At 35.1% G+C, this 18,710-nt stretch carries 16 protein-coding genes, 1 tRNA gene and 4 pseudogenes; 9 read left to right on the top strand and 12 right to left on the bottom strand.

Annotated elements, in window-relative coordinates; genetic code table 11:
• Positions 1-24: 24 nt before the first annotated feature.
• The 4 genes from AAGD69_RS04410 (at position 25) to AAGD69_RS04395 (ending at position 2,722) form a co-directional block, all read left to right on the top strand.
• Positions 25-183 carry a hypothetical protein gene (locus AAGD69_RS04410; protein ID WP_341811778.1) on the top strand — a complete coding sequence of 53 codons (159 nt, stop codon included), beginning with the start codon at positions 25-27 and terminating at the stop codon, positions 181-183.
• A gap of 113 nt (positions 184-296) precedes the next feature.
• Positions 297-1,676, top strand: a complete 1,380-nt coding sequence (locus AAGD69_RS04405; protein ID WP_341811777.1) for a hypothetical protein — start codon at positions 297-299, stop codon at positions 1,674-1,676.
• A gap of 158 nt (positions 1,677-1,834) precedes the next feature.
• Positions 1,835-1,993, top strand: a complete 159-nt coding sequence (locus tag AAGD69_RS04400) for a hypothetical protein (RefSeq protein WP_341811776.1) — start codon at positions 1,835-1,837, stop codon at positions 1,991-1,993.
• A 126-nt stretch (positions 1,994-2,119) separates the two neighbouring features.
• Positions 2,120-2,722, top strand: coding sequence for a hypothetical protein (locus tag AAGD69_RS04395; RefSeq protein ID WP_341811775.1), 603 nt, complete (start codon positions 2,120-2,122; stop codon positions 2,720-2,722).
• 16 nt (positions 2,723-2,738) lie between these two features.
• Here AAGD69_RS04395 and AAGD69_RS04390 read toward each other — a convergent pair whose 3' ends face one another.
• From AAGD69_RS04390 to AAGD69_RS04345, 10 genes and pseudogenes are all read right to left on the bottom strand, one after another.
• Positions 2,739-3,551, bottom strand: a complete 813-nt coding sequence (locus AAGD69_RS04390) for a transposase family protein (protein ID WP_410529820.1) — start codon at positions 3,549-3,551, stop codon at positions 2,739-2,741.
• A 100-nt stretch (positions 3,552-3,651) separates the two neighbouring features.
• A pseudogene (locus AAGD69_RS04385) lies at positions 3,652-3,747 on the bottom strand (DUF3168 domain-containing protein); the annotation flags it as partial.
• Between the two features lie 157 nt (positions 3,748-3,904).
• On the bottom strand, positions 3,905-4,453 hold the full coding sequence (locus AAGD69_RS04380) for a head-tail connector protein (protein ID WP_341811773.1): 549 nt from the start codon (positions 4,451-4,453) through the stop codon (positions 3,905-3,907).
• 142 nt (positions 4,454-4,595) lie between these two features.
• Positions 4,596-5,619, bottom strand: a pseudogene (locus AAGD69_RS04375) (IS110 family transposase).
• Positions 5,620-6,134: 515 nt separating this feature from the next.
• Positions 6,135-6,446: a hypothetical protein gene (locus tag AAGD69_RS04370; protein WP_007548422.1), complete on the bottom strand. Its 312-nt coding sequence runs from the start codon at positions 6,444-6,446 to the stop codon at positions 6,135-6,137.
• Positions 6,447-6,799: 353 nt separating this feature from the next.
• Positions 6,800-8,482, bottom strand: a complete 1,683-nt coding sequence (locus AAGD69_RS04365) for an ankyrin repeat domain-containing protein (RefSeq protein ID WP_341811772.1) — start codon at positions 8,480-8,482, stop codon at positions 6,800-6,802.
• A 352-nt stretch (positions 8,483-8,834) separates the two neighbouring features.
• Positions 8,835-10,181, bottom strand: a pseudogene (locus AAGD69_RS04360) (IS110 family transposase).
• Between the two features lie 323 nt (positions 10,182-10,504).
• A complete protein-coding gene (locus AAGD69_RS04355) occupies positions 10,505-11,017 on the bottom strand; it encodes a hypothetical protein (protein WP_341811771.1) in 513 nt (170 codons plus the stop codon).
• The gene (locus AAGD69_RS04350; protein WP_341811770.1) at positions 10,986-11,588 is read right to left on the bottom strand and encodes a hypothetical protein; all 603 of its coding nucleotides are present in this window, start codon (positions 11,586-11,588) and stop codon (positions 10,986-10,988) included. Before AAGD69_RS04350 ends, AAGD69_RS04355 begins: the two co-directional genes overlap by 32 nt.
• A 45-nt stretch (positions 11,589-11,633) precedes the next feature.
• Complete coding sequence (locus tag AAGD69_RS04345; RefSeq protein ID WP_341811769.1) at positions 11,634-12,326, bottom strand: hypothetical protein; 693 nt, start codon at positions 12,324-12,326, stop codon at positions 11,634-11,636.
• 357 nt (positions 12,327-12,683) lie between these two features.
• Here AAGD69_RS04345 and AAGD69_RS04340 point away from each other — a divergent pair.
• Positions 12,684-14,030: pseudogene (locus tag AAGD69_RS04340) on the top strand (IS110 family transposase).
• Positions 14,031-14,178: 148 nt separating this feature from the next.
• Here the strand turns inward: AAGD69_RS04340 and AAGD69_RS04335 are convergent.
• Both AAGD69_RS04335 and AAGD69_RS04330 read right to left on the bottom strand, forming a co-directional pair.
• Entirely contained in the window at positions 14,179-14,991 is an 813-nt protein-coding gene (locus tag AAGD69_RS04335; RefSeq protein ID WP_410529819.1) for a transposase family protein, read from the bottom strand.
• A gap of 233 nt (positions 14,992-15,224) precedes the next feature.
• Positions 15,225-15,301, bottom strand: a tRNA-Arg gene (locus AAGD69_RS04330).
• Between the two features lie 148 nt (positions 15,302-15,449).
• On the opposite strand from AAGD69_RS04330, the gene AAGD69_RS04325 reads away from it, so the two are divergent.
• The 4 genes from AAGD69_RS04325 (at position 15,450) to cysS (ending at position 18,708) form a co-directional block, all read left to right on the top strand.
• On the top strand, positions 15,450-16,178 hold the full coding sequence (locus AAGD69_RS04325; RefSeq protein ID WP_341811767.1) for an ABC transporter ATP-binding protein: 729 nt from the start codon (positions 15,450-15,452) through the stop codon (positions 16,176-16,178).
• 173 nt (positions 16,179-16,351) lie between these two features.
• A complete protein-coding gene (locus tag AAGD69_RS04320) occupies positions 16,352-16,519 on the top strand; it encodes a twin-arginine translocase TatA/TatE family subunit (protein ID WP_006013840.1) in 168 nt (55 codons plus the stop codon).
• A 166-nt stretch (positions 16,520-16,685) separates the two neighbouring features.
• Positions 16,686-17,342: an exopolysaccharide biosynthesis protein gene (locus AAGD69_RS04315; RefSeq protein WP_341811766.1), complete on the top strand. Its 657-nt coding sequence runs from the start codon at positions 16,686-16,688 to the stop codon at positions 17,340-17,342.
• Positions 17,335-18,708 (top strand): cysteine--tRNA ligase, encoded by a 1,374-nt coding sequence (gene cysS, locus AAGD69_RS04310; RefSeq protein ID WP_341811765.1) that lies wholly within the window; start codon positions 17,335-17,337, stop codon positions 18,706-18,708. Before AAGD69_RS04315 ends, cysS begins: the two co-directional genes overlap by 8 nt.
• Positions 18,709-18,710: the final 2 nt, after the last annotated feature.

Genomic DNA, 18,710 nt, shown 5'->3' with positions numbered 1-18,710 from the left:
AAAATTGAGAATCTACAGCTACGTATGGAGTCAGTGGTAGCAATGCCTGGACCTCCTGGGCCAAGAGGTTTGCCAGGTCAAAGAGGCGAACTAGGACCACGTGGTCTTGATGGGCTGCCAGGCATACCTGGAGAAAAAGGAGAAAAGGGCCAAGAAGGCGGGTTTATGCAGTCTCAGAACTAAAAGGAAAGCCAGGTCCCAAAGGGCTGAGAGGTTGGAAAGGTCAGAAGGGAGAGCCAGGTCTACAAGGGTATCCAGGTCCCAAGGGGGATCAAGGTCATCCAGGTCTAAACGGGTTGCCTGGAGAGAAAGGTGACAAGGGTGATCAAGGTTATTTGGGTTACGGCTATCCAAGCCAAAAGGGTGAGCCAGTTGCACCTGGCTCACCAGGACTAGATGGAATGCCTGGAGGACCAAAAGGTAAAAAAGGAGAAGCTGGTGGCCCACAAGGTCCAAAAGGAGAAAAGGGAATGCCAGGGTTGAGTATAACGAGTCCAAAAGGAGATCGTGGAGAACCGGGATTGAAAGGCTCAAAGGGGGATATAGGGCCACAAGGCCCAAGTGGAGCAAAGGGAGAGAAAGGTAATGAAGGTAGTAGTGGTCCTAAAGGGCTGAGAGGTTGGAAAGGTGAATCTGGTTTGCAAGGTAAAGAAGGAGCGCAAGGTAAAGCTGGTAAAGATGGAACCCCGGGTTCTAAAGGAGCAGATGGAGCTCCTGGTCTTAGAGGTCCAGTAGGTCCAAGAGGCTTTAATGGTACGCAAGGTGTACAAGGAGAAAAAGGTGATCAAGGTGCAAAGGGAGAAGTTAGTTTGCAAGGCCCTAAAGGTAATAAAGGTGAAATTGGAGTACCAGGTGCAGATGGACTAAAAGGAGAAGCTGGCCCTAAAGGCAACATAGGTAAAAAAGGAAATACTGGATTGCCAGGAATGCCTGGAATAAAAGGTGACCAAGGAGACACAGGTCCAGTAGGTCCTCAAGGTCTGTTAGGTCCTAAAGGTGAACTTGGAATTGTGGGAGCACCAGGAGCAAATGGATTACCAGGAATGCCTGGAATTCGTGGTCTAAAGGGAGAAAGAGGTGATATTGGATTGCCAGGAATGGATGGAATAGGTGCTGCAGTTGCTGATCAGTTTCTGCGCAAGATGAATCAAACAAAAATTGAAATTCAGAATGCTCAGAAAGCAGCAGAGGTAGCTAAAACCGCTTCTGAAAAATCTGCCAAAGAAGCTCAAGACGCTGAAGGTAATGTTACAAAACTACACGATAAAACAGTGAATTTAACAAAAAGAGCTGAAACTTTTAAGAATAAAGTAGTGCAATTGCAACGAGACACAGAGGCTTTGCATCAAGACACAAAGGAATTCTACAGTAAAGCAAGAGATATATTTTGTAAGACAAACCCTGCAGACCAAATCTGTACTACACGTAGAAAGAAGAGGGAAACTAAAAATTTAAACAATCCAGTGACAAGTGGAGTAGGTAGACCAACTTCATTTATATCTCAAGTAATAAATTTCTTTTATCCTTTTGTAAAACAAGATGAATATAAAATAGAGAATAAAATACAAGAGCTTAATCAAGTGGCAAAAATAATAGATGCAGCAGATATTGCTATAAAATTTGAAAAATTATCAGAAGAAACAGCTTCAAACTGCGGCATACCAAAAAAAGCTTAAATTTTAATCCAGTAAAACTACAGTCAACCATTCTAGATAGGTCATTATTTAATGATGAAAGTCGTAACGAGCTGTTAAAACTCTTATATTTATCTGCAAAAAAATCATGTCCAAATTACAAACAAACTGATAGATTTTTGGCTACTTTCAAAGATCGTATGGAAAGAACATTAGAAAACAATGAGCAACAAAGGGGGTTTGTTAATATTGAGAAAACAGCAACAGATAACGAGCAGCCAAGGAGTTTTATGAGCGATGTCACTCCTCCAAGTAGTTTCAAGGCGATTGATCTGAAGGCTGTTAATTGTTTAAGGTAATAGTATGGGAAATACATTTAGAATAGATAATAAAGATCCGCTTTATAAAAAGTTGATTAAACTTCCTACCACATATTACAGAGAAATGGCAATGGGTATACTATCTATTCACACAATAATGGTACGGTGGAAATAGAGAATACTGATAATTTAAAATTAAAGTGGGAAAACAATAATATAGTTTTATATGAAGGGAACTCACCTCTGAAAGTAAAAAAAGGTAACAAAGAACAGACCCTTATTATAGAACAAGAGGACATTATAGGTGAAAATAAGGATGATATTATAAAAGAGCTTAGATTAGGAGAGGAAGTATTAATGTCACATAAATACATAAAAGACAGTACAAGTTCTGGTGTAGGTTTATCATTTTATAGCTATGAGAAAGGTGAGTTAACCGGAGTACTAAACTTCATCAATTTTAATGATGAAGATGATCCAGTACTACAGAAGATCAAAGGAGAAAATGGTGGACTTTATTTTACAATAAAAGATGACAATATCTATATATCAGACAAAAATGGAAAGTGTCTTCCAGTGTGTGAAGATGGCAGCTGCTATAAGTATCAATACACAAAAGATGAATGTGATGTATCAACAATAATAGGCAATTTAACCGAGACTAACAACGAAAAGCAGAAATTCACTTTGCAAAAAGGGGAAGAGTTATCGGATAACATCTATAGACCTGCTGCGAATCAAGCAATAAAAAGAAGGAAAGGAGGGTGACTAAAATCAAGATTAACTAAAAGGCGTGCTTAAGATTCACAATACCAGCAATAATATTGAACCTCAGGTTGTATTTTTTCTGAAAATTGCGGTAAACATGAGACATAATCTTAAATATCTTTATCTCACGGATCTTATTTTCTACTCTCATTCTAAATGATGCTAATCTTCTATTATGCTCTTTCTGCTCTGGAGTTAATGGCTTTTTACGATACTTTTTATATGGAATTATAACATTGCTTTGCAATTTTTGCCAACCTTGATATCCAGAATCGGCATATTTTATGCTATCGATTGGTAAATATTTTTCTTGTTTCCTTATGCGAAAATTATTAATTCTACCACGATATGACTTTGACACTGATAAAATTCTTCCACCTTCTTCGATAACAATCTCAGTTTTCATAGTGTTGGTTCTTTTTTTTCCTGAATATGATTTCTTCCGTTTTTTACTATCTTCTGGTCTCTGTATTTGCTGTTCTGTAACATCAGCCAGAATCTTCAGTATTTTTTCTGGTGTCATACTTCTATCTTTTGTTATAGTAACTTTTTTGGCAAGTAATGGCTCTATTTTCTTCAGTAACCTACATACATTTGCGTTGTGCACATTGAACAGGCACCCTAAAAATCTATGTGTTATGTAAGTGCGATAGTACAAAATTACGCAAAATAACTTATCTTCTAGAGTTGGTAGTTGTGATCTTCTACCATGGCACTTTTTCTGTTTTTCAACTCTTTTCCACCCAGACCTAACTTTTTCCACTACCTTTTCGAACTCCTCTATAGTTAAACCTGTTATATTACGAAAGTTTCTTGGGTGTTTCTTCATGTTATAGTAACTAAAGCTCATTTTTTTACCTTACTCAATCTGCTTATTCTTCTTCTACTTCTCTCACATTATTTTTTCAATCACCTTTTGCAGCAGGTCTATAAATGTTAGTAACATATTTCCTTAAATCAGAGTTTGCTTTTGGTGCTGCATAAATACTATTGTACAACTCGTTTATAGCTTGAATTTTTTCCATGATTAATCCTCGTAAAGATATATAGCTAAAACATAAGCAGTGATACAAACTCGTCATCCCGCTACTTGTTAGCGGGATCTATGCTAAGAGATACCGCGAATGAATCGCGGTATGACGTTGGCAAGTCTTATTTACTTTAGCTATATTTCATCCTTATCTACAAAACAACCTTTGGTTCACGAAATGGAGAATACACCTTCTTCACTTCAGATAAATGGCTACTTACCCCCGATTCACGATCTTTGTAAATAGCAGAAACATGCTGCATAATACATAGTTTTATCTGCTCAGGAATATTGTCATAGCCAGCCTCGTATACAACATCAACTCTTATTGCATTCAAATAATTGAAAAACTCAACGTAGCCCCCTACATCACTAAAATAATACTTAAGTGTTCTCTTCTCTTGACCTTTAGACATCATTGCAGTAGCCAATACTATCTTACTCACAGGGCCATAGCTTAAATAGATCCTACGAGGTACATAATCTTCATATGAAACTTGCCATGTTTGTTTCACCAGTGAATTTTCCATATGCCACTCAGCATAATCAGTTGCCATAAAAATTAGATCTGAAATCAACTTATCATCTTGATCATTCTCAATGCGTAAAAAAGATTTAACCTCTTCTAAAGTAACTGGAAAAGATTCAGGCTTAGATTTACGTTGCACATGTATTTTTGGTGAAGTAGATCTTGTTGACATGATAACCCTCCTTATAAATGTATTTTTGTCATTCTAACGCTCCTTATTTTGTCATCCAAGTAGATACCGTCTAGTTAGTCAACAAGAAAATTACAAAATAAGGCAATATTTCATATAAGATTGAAAGTATTTTTTTTAACAATCAGCTAAGTAAACCTTCCTCCAACAGCTTTGCCCTGTAGTTTTTGATATGATCTGGATCAAAAGCCTTCTTTGAACCTTAGAACACCAAAAACAATATGGAGTAACTTACGCATCGCAGCTCCCACAATGGCCATATTATGCTTGCCTTTTTCTTTTAATCTCTTGCAAAAAGTCATAATAATAGGATTGTGATTTTTAACTACTATAGCAGGAAAATACATTGCCTTACGTAGTGTTCGTGAACCTGATTTACTTAATCTGGGCTTGGCATATACAGAGGAACCTGACGTTATATTTCGTGGTATAGCTCCAGCATATGCTGCCAATTGCCTGGCATTTCTAAAAGCTTTTATGTCAGGAACTTCAGCTAAGATAGCTATTGCTGATTCCTCTCCTATGCCTGAAATAGTTAATAGAAGTTGAAAATTTTCCAACAACTCTTTGTGTTGCTTTAATAGTTCACGTATGGAGTTTTTTATTGTTTCTATTTTTTGAGCTATATTCATTGCAAGGTCTTCCCAAGCATTTGTAACTTCTTTAGGCAGTCTCTCTTTTTTTTCTAAGTGGTTATTTACTAATGTCAATTCATCTTTTAACGCAGCCGAGCAACGATAAAGATGTTTTAATTTTTTTAACTCAGGAGAAGGTGGTGTCCAACGAGTTGGTTCCTGTCTTTGTCAGTAATCAGCAATAATTTCCGCATCGGTCTGATCATTCTTTTGTCGTACAAGCTTACTTCTTGCATAAGATCTTATGCAAGAAGGATTTACAACACTTACAAAATGTCCAGCATTGTGTAGAAATTCAGCCAGAGCTTCACTATAACAACCAGTAACTTCCATACAAGCTTTCACTTGCTCTACGTTATGTTTTTGTAGAAAGCTCTGCAGACCTTGAAACCGATTATCATCGTTCTTAAAGCTTCTTTTCCTAGTTTCACGTTTTCCTTTTTTACTTATAAATGAGAGAAAAACATCAAAGCGATCTTTTGATACATCTATTCCCAGAAAGTTGTTGATCATATATAACCCCATACGTTACCATTAAAAATGAAAAGTAAGGCTATTCTTGAGGATATAGAATTAGAACCATTTAGGTCTTTCTACGATACCTTCCAGCCTATACCTTTGAGAAGGGAGCTCTTATCTACTTGACAGATTTTATATCTAAGCCCTATGACAGAGTGCTTCCCTTCTCCATCTAATGCTTAAGCTTAAAACATTAGATGCTTTTTACAAGATACAAGCTCTGTACCAACATTGTCTACCAGATCCAAGTGGCTGACACTGGTTTCTTTATGATTGCAGTGCTTGACACTGGAATCCAGCCTTTCACTGTCAAAGATGTTATTTTTAATATAAGGTTAGTCACTTTCGTGCTCACCAACTTAATCTCTAATCAAAATTTCTGGATCCAAGTAGTTAGGGCACTGGGATGACATCTTTGTGTTTGAGGCAAAACCGGCTATAATATTTCTTCGCAAACAAATGTTCGTACAGAGCTACTTTCATGACACAACGATTATGCTATAAATTCTTTATCGTATGAATATATTAAGAAGAGAACGTATTAAAGCTGTTTCTCCTTTTTTATTGATAAAATTTGAACTTATAGCATATTCAACTAGGCTGGATTTTAGTAGATTAACATTTTGAGAATGAATATTATTGAAGATGGAATTTAACTCTTTAGCAAGCAGACTGCGAAATTTTTGCACACTGTCATATGCGATATTTTCAAGTTCATGTGCAAATTTATCTTGAGCTATAGTTGTTATATCTTCAATTTCCTTATTAAACTCCTCTAGCTTTTTTTCGTTATTTTTAAAATTTTTCGTAAAAGTTTTCATATCAATTAAACTCAACTACTATTATGATTATAATGATAATGAAAAACTACCGAAGTAAAAAATTCACACTACTGTGTAACTTGCAAATACTTTTTACTAGTCATGCACTAGAGCTATAGGTGTCATCCAAGTACCCCCTTCCCGTCATCTGATTAGCCTCCTTTTCCTGTCATCCCAGTGCGTGACACTGGGATCCAGAATTTTGATTGGACACTGGGTTGGTAAGCATAAAAGTGTTATGTTAAAACACAACGTTCTTGATGAGATTACAGCAAGGCTGGATTCCAGTGTCAGCTACTTGCATCTGCAAATTGCAATGTTCGTACAACTGTGGGTGCTGTACAAATCAAGTTTTACAAACGCCGTTGTGCTGAACCTTGAATATCCACTTCTTTCAATTCAGTGGTAGGTTTTGGTTCAGCGATGGGTTTTGATATTGTGTATGTAATGCCACCGGCTATCAGTGCAGATATCACAGAAGCTGCAACTATTAATAGAGCAGACAATCCGGAAGCAATACTAAGAGCAGCACCTACTACTAACATAGCTGCAAGGCTCGCATAGGCAACTTTTGGGGAAAATTGTCTTTTTCCTGCTTTTTCTAGCGACACTTCATTTGTTTTAGTTTTTGTTTTGCCTAATTCACCCTTAAGTGTTGTGTTTTCATTTTTCAGATTTTTTATTTCTTGTCTTAGTGATTCATTCTCTTTATTGAATTGTTTCAACTTAGTCTCATGTCCAGCTATGCAACTTTTTGATTCTTCTAGTTCCTTTTGCGCTTTTTCTAATGGTACTTCATTTGTTTTAGTTTTTGTTTTGCCTAATTCACCCTTAAGTGTTGTGTTTTCATTTTTCAGATTTTTTATTTCTTGTCTTAGTGATTCATTCTCTTTATTGAATTTTTTCAACTTAGTCTCATGTTCAGTTAAATCATTAGAATGCTGATTTTTTATTTTTTCTAACTCACCCTTAAGCTTTGTGTTTTCATTTCCTAGATCTTGTATTTTTTGTTTTAGTGATTCATTCTTTTTCTGCTTATCCTTTAGTTCAACATGTAATTTTTTGAGCTTAACTTGAAGTTTTTTAACCTTTTCTACTTCTTCTTGAGCTTCCGTTGCATTGTGTGTTTTGGAATGGGAAGAGGCACTAGATACAACCTCAGATAGCTGACCACACATACTGTTTAGTCTATTTTCATCTTGTGCATCAATGTCTTCTCTATCTTCTAATATAAATTGGCTTAAAGCTTCAGATTTATCTGCATCAAAACATATTCCACTGTTGTCACTACTACTTTTATTTAAAAAGGTCTGTTCACCACTATGTACAGTATAGTGCTGTTCTATGGGCTTCTTATTATTGGCAAATCTTTGTTCTACCTCTTGCAACTTTTGCTCCACAGCATCTCTTTTAGCCTGTTCTCTTTCTAATGTATCATCTACTTTGTCTGTATTGTTTCCATTATTGTTCTCTTTCAGACGTTCTTCAAATACTCGCACTCTTTTCATTACTGATGCTTTCGTATTCTCATTATCTCTTGTCAAAGTTGCTCTCTCTAACATTTCTATTATAGCATTTTTACCTTTTACATCGCCGACAATATCCCTTGGAGTTTGGCCTTGACTATCTTTTAGTGAAGGATTTGCGTTAGCACCTAATAAAAGCTGAACTATCTCTTGATGACCATGAAAAGCAGCAATGTGCAAAGCAGTGAATTTAGAATTAACATCACCAGACATTTGTTCATCAACTTTTGCTTTCTTTTCTAGTAGGAGTTTTACTATTGGTACACTGTTACATTCCACAGCAAGATGTAACAACATACAATTTACAGTTTTGTTTGAATCTAATATTTTGTTTGAATCTAATATAATGAATATCTTGTCTATCTTCAAATTGTTATAAGTGCTATATGTTTCTGGGTTTACACCTTTTAGCTCACTCCCTATTCTTTCAAGCAAATTATCCTTATTCAAGCCTTCACTCTCACTCACATTGCGTATTATTTCAAAAAACTTTTCCTTTTCTATTACCATAACCTTTCCTTTCAATTTATTTATTATTGCTGAACAGTCTCACAAAAAAGTTAAGTTTGTCGAAATTCCATGTTTGATCTAAAAATTAGTCATAAACATTTTCTTGTCTATCATCCAAATAGCTGACACTGGTTTGCTCTATAGTGCTATCACAGCAGTCCTACGTCATACTGCCGCGGTATCTCTAGATCCCGCTAACACGTAGCGGGATACTTAACCTTTACAGGGATGACGGTTGTCGTTTAGCCATAAATATTTAAGAAATTTACCAAATAAAAAAAAAGGCAAAAGAAGCCCCGTGGTTGGCTAGTTACTTACATTATACTTTCAAGTATGGCGTTTTTTTATTCTCCTAAGAAACTCCCTTAACTAGCGCTTCTTGTTGAACTAATATGTAGCCAAATTCCTGTGCTTTTTTGATTAAATTTTTTACAACTCTCTCTTTGTAACGTGTTTCGTAATAGCTCATTCCTTTTTCCACATACTCTTGTCCATATTTCAACATTTGGTAAAAGATGCATGCTAATTTTCTTGCTGTAGAAGTAATTGCTTTTATTGCTCCTAGCCGTTTTTTTAATCTCCTACAATATGCACCCAATGCACTTTTACTATTTCCCACAGCATAAGCAGCCATTCGCAAGGCATTCGTAGCACGATTAATAACTTTACGAGTTTTTGTTCAAAATACTTTTTCTCCTGTAATCTTATTAGCAGGGCTAAGCCCTAACCATGAGGTAAAATGCCTTTCTGATCGCCATTTATTATGATTAATGCCAACTTCCGCAATAATGGTTTGTACAGTTAGTACATCAAATCCAGGAATTTTAGTGAAATCTATACCAGTTACACGATACAATTCCTCACGCAGGGTGAAATTTGGTCTGCCTCTTCTAGACTTATTTTTTTCCTTACCTAACTCTTTACTCTCATCGGACTTCGTCTCTAATGCTTTGTAATAGTTCTCTATACTTTTATCACATTCAATTATTTTTTCTTGAAAAAAATTATATGCTTCATATTCTTGCTTTAATACAAATAAATGTTCTTCTCTATAATCGCCTGTTAATGCTTTTGCTATAGTAGCCTTATCATTCTTCATATTCACACTTCTGAATTCAGCTAGTTTTTTAGGATTCCTTTCACCTTCTACTATTGCTTTAATAATTTGCATTCCTGTGACGCCAGCAATATCGCTTGTCACTTTATGTAAATGAATATTCATTTGTACTAACACCTTTTGCATGCGATTAATATGTTTAGCAGCGTTTTCAATTAAGTTTTTACGTTGCCGAACATAACCACGCAATACACACATTTGATCATCTGGCCTAAATGATCCTTGGATTAACCCATAACTATGTAGTTGTTGAAGCCATTGACAATCCTGAACATCTGACTTTCTTCCAGGTACATTTTTTACATGTCTTGCATTTGCAAGCTTTACTTCAAGTCCATATGATTCAAGTACTTGGAACAAAGTAATCCAGTATACTCCTGTTGACTCCATGGCTACTGTAGTAACTTTACATTTCTTCAGCCATTTTGCTATGTTATGGAGATCCTCTGTAAAGCAGCTAAATTTTTGTATACGCTGTTCATCACTTCCTTCTGGTACACATACATAATGTACAGCTGAACCAACATCTATTCCTGCTGCATCAGGATTCATGATCTCTAATTTACTTTTTGCTTTTTTCATAGTAACTCCCTTATTATAATTTGTAATAGGGAAACGCTTCAGCTTGGAACGGTTAGATAATACAATCTCCTAACCGAGGTAGCCTAAAAAACTCCATCAATGATTTGACCGTTCCTCCCAAAACCATGCTAAACGACGGGTACTTATGGCACCAGTGAAAATTTCGGTTATAACTTCAGAGGCGCTTCCTATACAACTATACTTAAAAACTACTAAAAACTTAAATTGAGGAGTTTCTTCCTGGTTTGACAGATTTCTTCTGTTCGGTGCTATACGTAGAATTCGGTGCTTGCATTTGCAGTTGTTTTACTCTTTCCTCTATCTCAGTTTTTTCTTTTTCTACCGTCCTTTTCTCTCTCTGCTACATCCCTTGCTTGTACTACCCTCATTACTATACTGATCTTTAGTCTATCAATATTCTGGTCATTACATTCTGGTACATTCTCTCTTGACTCTTCCTCTTCCTTCTCTCTTTCAACAAAACTTCTGCTTAATTTCTCAAACTCATTTGCAAGTCCTGATAATCTTTCAAAGTCAGGCTCCTTTACTTCTCTTCTTAAGTTTTTGTACTCTCTACAGAGACTCTTAAATTTTGTTGTATAACCTTCGTTTAAAACCAGAAAAGTATACTGGCACTCTAAAAACTTTTGTATATCCTTATTTTGTTTTATTCTTTTTCTTGATATGTCTTGATCATCTGCTTCATCATATAGTAAATCAATAGCTTTCTTTTCTGCTCTTTCCATTTCAACTTTTGCCTCTGCTGCTCTCTTACCTTCACTCAATCTATTTTTCTTTACCTGATCATCTATATTTTTTTTGAAAAAGTTCCACATTAACTTGATGCTGTTCTGCTGTTGCCTTTCTTATTTTATACTCATCTTGTTGATCAGCTATGTACTTTTTACGATTGCCAATAAAATTCTCCGCAAGTTCTCTAAATGACAACATTCTTTTTTGTGAATCATGTCGAGTTTTATATACGCTGTTAAACAACGTTCCATTCACCTGAAACACCCATATATACTTAGAGTCTTTCTTAATATCTTCTATTACTCGATAGAACAACTCATCATCTCCTGTAGCAACGCTTTTACGCAAAGCCTCTTCACACATTTCAATACTCTTTTTCTCTCTTTTTATGTAAGATACCCAATAAGAAGGATTAAACGCCTTTGTTACAGAAGATTTTTCTCCAGGCTTCTTTCTTAATTTATCTTTATAATCAATTAACTTATCTGCTAATGATTGAAATTCATTATCAACCGAAGACAACAGCAATCTTTCCAGTTCTTCACGCTTTGATTTATCCAGCTTTTTTAGTTGCTCTTCAAGTTTTTCGCGAAATGATAAATTCCTTTGACTATCGATACTATCATGAATAAAGTTTTTGCACTCAACAAACATTTTTATCTCTTGGTACTGTCTATAATAAGCAGGGTGAAGAAGCCATTACATGAAACTAAATTCTAGTTCTCCCTCCAATTCACATAACCTTTCTACATTTTCTTGTTTTCCAAAAACTTTACTAACTATATCCTTTTTCGCCTTCTTTACTATTTCAACATACTTGTTCAGACTCTCTTCCATATTCCCTAAGATGTCATCAGTAACAGAAACAGGAAAGGCTTCTTTTATTTCTTCTAACTCTAATAAAGGTAACTTATCGTATAGTGTGCTTGAGTCATTTTTCCCTAGCTCTGTGAACTTTATAGATAGCATATCCTTATACAGCCGTTCAATTTCTGAAAAACCAAGATCCGTTGGTAAAGATAGTTTATCTTGAAATTCTCCTCCATTGCATACTGCCAGCAACTCTAAGTCTTTTTTCTTACTGTCTCTTTCCCTATGATTTGCTGCTCTTTCTGCTATTTCATTCAACATCTCTTGCTCTACTGCAGCAAGAAGAGATACATGCATATTGTCCACTATGTACTGCAAACCTCTTTCTACATCATCACTCAGATTATTTTGTACAATTGACTTCTTTACGATCACCTCATCTGCTCTACTAATAATTCTATGATTTACTGCCTCATAATTCATTCTTCCTCTGTAGTCATCAATATCAATACATCTCATATAGGACAACAACGATTCTTTTACTCCAAGGCTAGTAGGTAAAATTTTAAGATAATCTTCCACTAACTTATTTATTACCCTTCTAACTGCTTCTTTGTTAAAGGAAGTACCTAGCTTGCTTTTTGCACTATTGATTTTATCTTCCGTATAGCACCGAACAGAAGAAATCTGTCAAACCAGGAAGAAACTCCTCAATTTAAGTTTTTAGTAGTTTTTAAGTATAGTTGTATAGGAAGCGCCTCTGAAGTTATAACCGAAATTTTCACTGGTGCCATAAGTACCCGTCGTTTAGCATGGTTTTGGGAGGAACGGTCAAATCATTGATGGAGTTTTTTAGGCTACCTCGGTTAGGAGATTGTATTATCTAACCGTTCCAAGCTGAAGCGTTTCCCTATTACAAATTATAATAAGGGAGTTACTATGAAAAAAGCAAAAAGTAAATTAGAGATCATGAATCCTGATGCAGCAGGAATAGATGTTGGTTCAGCTGTACATTATGTATGTGTACCAGAAGGAAGTGATGAACAGCGTATACAAAAATTTAGCTGCTTTACAGAGGATCTCCATAACATAGCAAAATGGCTGAAGAAATGTAAAGTTACTACAGTAGCCATGGAGTCAACAGGAGTATACTGGATTACTTTGTTCCAAGTACTTGAATCATATGGACTTGAAGTAAAGCTTGCAAATGCAAGACATGTAAAAAATGTACCTGGAAGAAAGTCAGATGTTCAGGATTGTCAATGGCTTCAACAACTACATAGTTATGGGTTAATCCAAGGATCATTTAGGCCAGATGATCAAATGTGTGTATTGCGTGGTTATGTTCGGCAACGTAAAAACTTAATTGAAAACGCTGCTAAACATATTAATCGCATGCAAAAGGTGTTAGTACAAATGAATATTCATTTACATAAAGTGACAAGCGATATTGCTGGCGTCACAGGAATGCAAATTATTAAAGCAATAGTAGAAGGTGAAAGGAATCCTAAAAAACTAGCTGAATTCAGAAGTGTGAATATGAAGAATGATAAGGCTACTATAGCAAAAGCATTAACAGGCGATTATAGAGAAGAACATTTATTTGTATTAAAGCAAGAATATGAAGCATATAATTTTTTTCAAGAAAAAATAATTGAATGTGATAAAAGTATAGAGAACTATTACAAAGCATTAGAGACGAAGTCCGATGAGAGTAAAGAGTTAGGTAAGGAAAAAAATAAGTCTAGAAGAGGCAGACCAAATTTCACCCTGCGTGAGGAATTGTATCGTGTAACTGGTATAGATTTCACTAAAATTCCTGGATTTGATGTACTAACTGTACAAACCATTATTGCGGAAGTTGGCATTAATCATAATAAATGGCGATCAGAAAGGCATTTTACCTCATGGTTAGGGCTTAGCCCTGCTAATAAGATTACAGGAGAAAAAGTATTTTGAACAAAAACTCGTAAAGTTATTAATCGTGCTACGAATGCCTTGCGAATGGCTGCTTATGCTGTGGGAAATAGTAAAAGTGCATTGGGTGCATATTGTAGGAGATTAAAAAAACGGCTAGGAGCAATAAAAGCAATTACTTCTACAGCAAGAAAATTAGCATGCATCTTTTACCAAATGTTGAAATATGGACAAGAGTATGTGGAAAAAGGAATGAGCTATTACGAAACACGTTACAAAGAGAGAGTTGTAAAAAATTTAATCAAAAAAGCACAGGAATTTGGCTACATATTAGTTCAACAAGAAGCGCTAGTTAAGGGAGTTTCTTAGGAGTAAATTTCTTAAATATTTATAACTAAACGACAACCGTCATCCCTGTAAAGGTCAAGTATCCCGCTACGTGTTAGCGGGATCTATAGACCTGCTGAGAATCAAGCAATAAAAAGAAGGAAAGGAGGGTGACTAAAATCAAGATTAACTAAAAGGCGTGCTTAAGATTCACAATACCAGCAATAATATTGAACCTCAGGTTGTATTTTTTCTGAAAATTGCGGTAAACATGAGACATAATCTTAAATATCTTTATCTCACGGATCTTATTTTCTACTCTCATTCTAAATGATGCTAATCTTCTATTATGCTCTTTCTGCTCTGGAGTTAATGGCTTTTTACGATACTTTTTATATGGAATTATAACATTGCTTTGCAATTTTTGCCAACCTTGATATCCAGAATCGGCATATTTTATGCTATCGATTGGTAAATATTTTTCTTGTTTCCTTATGCGAAAATCATTAATTCTACCACGATATGAATTTGACACTGATAAAATTCTTCCACCTTCTTCGATAACAATCTCAGTTTTCATAGTGTTGGTTCTTTTTTTTCCTGAATATGATTTCTTCCGTTTTTTACTATCTTCTGGTCTCTGTATTTGCTGTTCTGTAACATCAGCCAGAATCTTCAGTATTTTTTCTGGTGTCATACTTCTATCTTTTGTTATAGTAACTTTTTTGGCAAGTAATGGCTCTATTTTCTTCAGTAACCTACATACATTTGCGTTGTGCACATTGAACAGGCACCCTAAAAATCTATGTGTTATGTAAGTGCGATAGTACAAAATTACGCAAAATAACTTATCTTTTAGAGTTGGTAGTTGTGATCTTCTACCATGGCACTTTTTCTGTTTTTCAAGTCTTTCCCACCCAGACCTCACTTTTTCCACTACCTTTTCGAACTCCTCTATAGTTAAACCTGTTATATTACGAAAGTTTCTTGGGTGTTTCTTCATGTTATAGTAACTAAAGCTCATTTTTTTACCTTACTCAATCTGCTTATTCTTCTTCTACTTCTCTCACATTATTTTTTCAATCACCTTTTGCAGCAGGTCTTATGCTAAGAGATACCGCGAATGAATCGCGGTATGACGTAGGGGTTGCCAAGAACTTGTCATTCCAGTGCTTGAAACTGGAATAGGTGTGTGTATTTGTGAAAAAAAATCTCCATGAAATTTGTGAAGCAATGTGGTGGGACTAGTGCGATTCGAACGCACGACCTTCGGATTAGGAGTCCAACGCTCTATCCTGCTGAGCTATAGTCCCGTGTTTCCTACCATTTATGTAAAGTTATAGCAAAAAATCTTTCTCTTTTCTAGATTTCTTGCATAACCAATTTATGACGACAAGAAACATTTCTGTACTTCTTGAATATAATGCTATTATATTTAATAACATGGTTTAAGTAAGATTAATGCTAGTTAACAACATTGGTTATTTCTATAACAATCAAGACGACTTTGCTTTAAGCAATATAAACATTAAAGTAAAAAAAGGAAGTGTTGCATGTTTATTGGGGCATTCTGGCTGTGGCAAGTCAACAATTTTGAAATTAATTGCAGGGATAGAAAATCCAAAATCTGGAACTATTTTTATAAATGATAGGTTAGTTGCAAGCAATAAGGCATCAGTCGCTATAGAGCATAGAAATATCGGATTGATTTTTCAGCATTCTGCATTATTTCCTCACAAAACAGTAGTAGAAAATATAACCTTTGCTATCCGCAGCTCTTCCAAGAGAGAAAAGCACCTAATTGCATTGGAAATCTTGAAGTTACTCAATATAGAAAAATATGAAAATATGTACCCTAACGCCTTATCTGGAGGACAGCAACAATTAGTTGCAATAGCAAGAGTGATGGCACAAAACCCTGATGTTGTGTTGTTAGATGAACCATTTTCTAATTTGGATATACTGCTCAAATGCCGAATAAGACAACATATATTGTCCCTTTTTAGAAGTAAAAATATCCCTGTGCTAATGGTAACTCATGACCCGCAAGAAGCATTGAAAGTTGCAGATTTTATCTACGTAATGAAAAATGGTAAAATTATTCAATCAGGAGTTTCTAGCGATATATACCATAGGCCTAAAGATGATACGCTAGCAAAGTTTTTTAGTGAGCTCTCCTCTCCTCTATAGTTAAGCGAAAAGTTTCCACTTATTCGCTGCAAGAAAACAATCTAGTTTGGAATTGTTATAAAATAATTAAAAAACCTTGATTTATAATTAAATAAAGGTGATATAATCTATGTGTTACTTGACTTCAGTCAAGTTTTAATATTTAAAGGTCAATATTTTAAATGGAGGTGAAAATGAGTTTAGGACCATGGCAATTGTTTCTAGTCTTAATAATAATTTTAGTTCTGTTTGGTGCAGGTAGATTACCGCAAGTTATGGGTGATTTAGGAAAAGGCATCAAAAACCTTAAACAGGAGCTTAAGGACTCAGAAAAATTATCGTCTAATGAACCAGATCGTTAGCGTCCTCATACTTCGTGACATGCACCTTAGTGCATGTCATCTGTTTAAAAACTTAGTCAGGTTAAAAAATGAAAGAGATGAAGTGTTGGTATGAAATAAATAACAAATATTGAAATACAGCAACAACTATGTTAGCTTAGGAGGAATATTTTATTAAAGGATAATTGTGGAAAAAAGTGAGAAACTAACTAAAGATAAAAAACTAGCTTCTGATATTCTAAAAGAGGTTGCAGATACCAATAACAATGATAGCGATAAAGTAACTTTGTTTGACATTAAAACAGCTTTGCATGAGCGCGGTTTTGGTATTTTAATAATCATCTTCTCCTTGCCGCTATCGGTGCCTATACCGGTTCCACCTGGTTATACAACTATTCTTTCTATACCTTTAATCTTATTCTCACTGCAGCTTCTATTTGGATTTGATTCTCCTTGGATGCCGCATTGGTTGGAAAGAAGGTCTTTTCAGCGTTCAACACTAGCTCTTGTGGTGGAAAAAACTTCTCCAGCATTAAAAAAAATAGAAAAGTTCATGAAACCAAGAATGTCTTTTATTTTTTATGGGCCTGGCGAAAAAATTTTAGCTTTTATAATGTTGCTTTGTGCATTATCAATAGCTCTTCCATTACCTCTTACCAACTTTATTCCTGCAATTGGTACGACTCTTATTTCACTTGGTATTATGAGTAAAGATGGGTTTCTATCCATATTGGGAGTTTTAATATCATTGTGTGGACTATTGCTTACTCTTGTTGTAGTAGTCAAAGGGCCACAACTTATCATTGGGGCATTTTCTTTTCTCAAAAGCTTCGTATATGGTTAGGCTTTACAACACCTTAATAAAAAAAAAGGAACTTTTTACACCAATCGATAAAGATCATGTGAAAATGTATGTTTGCGGACCAACAGTATATGACACAGCACATATAGGCAATGCACGGTCTGTTGTTGTGTATGATGTGTTATTTCAGCTACTTAAGTTTTTTTATGGCAAAGTTACCTATGTGCGTAACATAACCGACATTGATGATAAGATAATTAATGCAGCAAGCGAGAAAAATAGCAACATAGAAAGTATAACCACATATTACATTAAAGCTTTTCATGATGATATGGAAAGCATAAATTGTAAAGAGCCAACACACGAGCCAAAAGCAACGGAAAACGTAGATTATATTATAGAATTAATTGAACATTTACTGCAATCAGGCCACGCTTACGAATCTGACAAACACGTGTATTTTAATATAGAATCTTACCATGAATATGGTGCTTTATCAGGAAAAAAAACTGATGAATTGGTTCCGGGTAGCAGAGTTGAAGTTAATGAAAATAAAAAGCACCCTGGAGATTTTGTACTGTGGAAGCCTGCAAGTGATATTGACTACAAACTTTCAAGTTATTGGGATAGCCCATGGGGAGAGGGCAGGCCTGGATGGCATATAGAATGCTCAGCAATGTCATATGCTTATCTTGGCAAAGATTTTGATATTCATGGTGGCGGTATAGATTTACAATTTCCTCACCATGAAAATGAAATTGCACAGAGTAAGTCTTCATTTGCTGGATCAATGTTTGCAAAATACTGGATACATAACGGCTTTCTTACAGTAAATGAAGAAAAAATGAGCAAGTCCTTATTTAATATAGTCAAAGTAAGAGATTTGCTAGATAGTGGAATAAAGGGTGAAGTAATACGCTATGCACTGCTCAAAACTCACTACAGAAAACCACTTGATTGGACAGAAAACGTTATTTCTGATTCACAGGAAACCTTAAATAAATTTTATCGGTTATTACGTGGTTTAGATACAACGAATATTGATGAAAGTAACGCAGAGATTTCTAAAGATTTTATAGACGCTTTAAAAAACGACTTAAACATTCCTGAAGCTCTAGCTATACTGCATGAAATGGCTGGAAAAATCAACAAAATGAGTAATGAAAGTGAAAAGCTTAAATTAACTGAGAGTTTTGTTAAGAGTGCCAGATTTATTGGTCTTCTTGAGTCAAGTTATGAAAAGTGGTTTGCTGTAGATGTAAATCATCAAGAAATAGAAAGGTTGATAGACTTAAGAAAAATTGCAAAAAAAAATAAAAATTACGATACTGCAGACAAAATAAGGGATCAGTTGAAACAAATGGGGATTACAATTTCTGACAATGAAGATGGTACAACAACTTGGTAAAC

Source organism: Wolbachia endosymbiont (group A) of Conops quadrifasciatus, from assembly GCF_964027015.1.
Classification (GTDB): Bacteria; Pseudomonadota; Alphaproteobacteria; order Rickettsiales; family Anaplasmataceae; genus Wolbachia.
Note: the sequence above shows the minus strand (reverse complement) of the source record. Positions and strands in the feature narration are given on the sequence as shown.